This window comes from Moorena sp. SIO3I6, from assembly GCF_010672095.1.
The window spans coordinates 1-2678 of record NZ_JAAHHU010000603.1 but is presented as its reverse complement, the minus strand read 5'-3'; the positions used below and the strand labels follow the sequence as shown (position 1 = coordinate 2678).

Sequence of the window (2678 nt, the reverse complement as noted above, 5' to 3'; positions counted from 1 at the left end):
GGAATCGGGAATCGGGAAAAAATAGGTGTTTACAACAGGTATTTACAACTTCATTAATAGGAAAAATACTATATTGATTAGTATAGGTAAAAGGAAAGTTATTCTGCCAATTGTTTCTGCTTAAAAACAGACGCAACTAAAACTTTTATGTCCCTAAACTATTCAGGGAAAGAGAAGGAGTGTGGGAAGTATGGGACGTGTGGGACGTGTGGGACGTGTGAAAAGTGAGATGATCAAGTGGCGTGGAAACCTCCAAGAGCTCTCTGCCTGGCTGCTCGGAAGTCTCTGCTCCCGACTCCCTACTCCCTACTCCCTACTCCCTACTCCCTGTTCCCTGTTCCCTGTTCCCTGTTCCTTTTTCTATATAACTAAACTAGTTATGTCATCAAAATATTCAAAAATCATAGAAAATTATAGACGGCTGGGCTTGATGATATATTTGCAAATTCTATAGACTACAGTGGCTGGATAAAATGACCTTGGTAATTGAAACTTAAGGATAATTTTCACTTTATTCTGGTAAATCTATGCTTTGAGTATCCCAGGCTGATATATGCGATCGCGTAGCGTGACTGTATGTCAATCGCATTCGTTTTATGACTCTAATGTATGCGTAAGGGTTTATTGATGACCTTTGTTGATGATCAGGTTATAGTTACCTGAGATTATGACAGTTGATGGCAGTATTCAATACTGGTTTGAGCTCAGGACCAGTGGGATAAGGCACTAACTCCACAATTCCATCCTGATTGATGATCCATCCTTGAGCTTCAATAATTGGTGGCTTTTTCGCGGTCGCTTGGGGTTGTTGATCGGGTTTTTTGCCGCGATTGCGAGCAGCCCGATACAATTGACGCCTGGTGGCCGAGAAATCTCGCCAATCTATCCAAATGGTTTCACCTTTGAGGGGGTCAGTGGGGTCAGTGGGTAAGCCCCCTCGTCCAGTCAGAGCAAATGAATTCTGCTGATCATCGGTGCTACAACCTGTGGCAATCAGTAGACCAGTATCGACTATAGTTGCTGGTAATGGGACTAATCCTAGGTTTTGAGTTGGGTCTGGGTTGCTAATGTTGACTACACCATCGACACCAAATTCAGAACTGGCAGTAATCTGGCTATCTGGAGACAGAAACAGACCTTGAGTAGTAATAAGAATATTACCTCCAGGACCAAATATGGCGTTGGCGGTGATGTTACTGTTTTCGACAATAACTACAAAATCACTATTAATCTTAATATCACCCCCACCACCAGTACTGTCCCTAACGCTGGTACTAATCCCGCTCTGGTTTGAAAGGAATAGTAAGTCACTGGTAATGTCAATATCACCACCGCCGCTAAGCTCAGAGGTGGCAGTGATTGTGCTTCGATCAGTTTTGATTTGATTAGCGGAAATAGTAATATTGCCTCCTCCCGCCGAGTAATTGGATGCGGTAATACCGCCACCATTGGGATTTTGAGATCCACTGTTGAAAAGCTCAATGGTGTTTGCCACAATCTCAATATCCCCAGCTTCCCCAAGTCCTGGATCTAGGCGGTCATTGCTTTGGAAGTTACTGACACTGATCGTTGCTGTAACAATGGAATTGTTGGATAGAGTATTATCTGGAACAATTTGAGCTGAGCAGACCAAGGGCATCTGAGCCACTAGGTAACAGGCAATGGGCAAAGTCAGGAGTTGGTTTAAGGGTTTGTTGAAGGGTTGGTTTTGATCCGACCTAGATAGCAATGTCAATAAATCTGTGGTGACCATGAGGCTTTCCTAGAGACTGAACCATGTCGTGGGCAATAACTATCCTCTAGAATTCCCAAACCTCTAGACCAAGTAACGCTAGTGAGCGGAATTGCTAAAATCAATAAGATTCCTCATAAAAACAACTATGACTGCTATCGGGATCAAACCATCCACCTTTTTGCATCAAGGACTTCGCCTTGAGCGAACTAATAACTTAACCCTGTTCAAATTCACCGATGAGCTTGGGGAGCGGATGCAAACCCTGCTCGATAAGAAAAAAGACGATCAACTCACTCCAGACGAAACACTGGAGCTAGAAGCCATTGGCGAACTGGATGATATTTTCAGCTATATCAATGCAGTTATCATGGCTGAAGCTGCCAATGCCCATTCCTAAACAGCTCTACCAGCAGCTCAGAAAACGGGCAGTATTTCAATGTGAATATTGTCACTATCCCGAAATCCTCAGCAACGCACCCCTTTCGGTCGATCATCTTTGGCCAAAATCATTGGGGGGAACTGATCGTCTAGATAATCTTGCCTTAGCCTGCCGTCGCTGCAACGAAAGGCGCTACAACTTCACAACCGGAATTGATCCCGATACCGGAAACGAAGTTCCCTTGTTCAACCCTCGTTTACAGTCATGGTCTGATCATTTCATCTGGACAGCCGATGGTCTGCGCATTATAGGCACCAGCCCAACAGGACGAGCAACCTGCGCTCGACTAGATCTCAACGACGAGCGTCGCAGTGAAAAATTCATCGTGAAATCTCGACAACTTTGGGTCAAAGGGGGGTTACATCCTCCCCCAGAGGATCCACAGCAATCCGTGTGAGGTACCCACACCAAACCTACCGCTATAGCGTGAGTACCTCACAGGCATTGTATAACGGTTTCTAGCCTAATAAGGTACACAATATTTTTCCCCTGTTCCCAGATCCA

General features: G+C 44.7%; 4 protein-coding genes. 3 read left to right on the top strand and 1 reads right to left on the bottom strand.

What is annotated here, in order from left to right:
* Positions 1-190 precede the first annotated feature (190 nt).
* Positions 191-454 (top strand): hypothetical protein, encoded by a 264-nt coding sequence (locus tag F6K49_RS40195; protein WP_293106398.1) that lies wholly within the window; start codon positions 191-193, stop codon positions 452-454.
* Between the two features lie 201 nt (positions 455-655).
* Here F6K49_RS40195 and F6K49_RS40190 read toward each other — a convergent pair whose 3' ends face one another.
* Positions 656-1753, bottom strand: coding sequence for an S-layer family protein (locus tag F6K49_RS40190; RefSeq protein ID WP_293106396.1), 1098 nt, complete (start codon positions 1751-1753; stop codon positions 656-658).
* A gap of 127 nt (positions 1754-1880) precedes the next feature.
* Here F6K49_RS40190 and F6K49_RS40185 point away from each other — a divergent pair, with 127 nt between their 5' ends.
* Both F6K49_RS40185 and F6K49_RS40180 read left to right on the top strand, forming a co-directional pair.
* Positions 1881-2132: a hypothetical protein gene (locus tag F6K49_RS40185; RefSeq protein WP_075899230.1), complete on the top strand. Its 252-nt coding sequence runs from the start codon at positions 1881-1883 to the stop codon at positions 2130-2132.
* Positions 2119-2571, top strand: coding sequence for an HNH endonuclease (locus F6K49_RS40180; protein ID WP_293062004.1), 453 nt, complete (start codon positions 2119-2121; stop codon positions 2569-2571). Before F6K49_RS40185 ends, F6K49_RS40180 begins: the two co-directional genes overlap by 14 nt.
* Positions 2572-2678 lie beyond the last annotated feature (107 nt).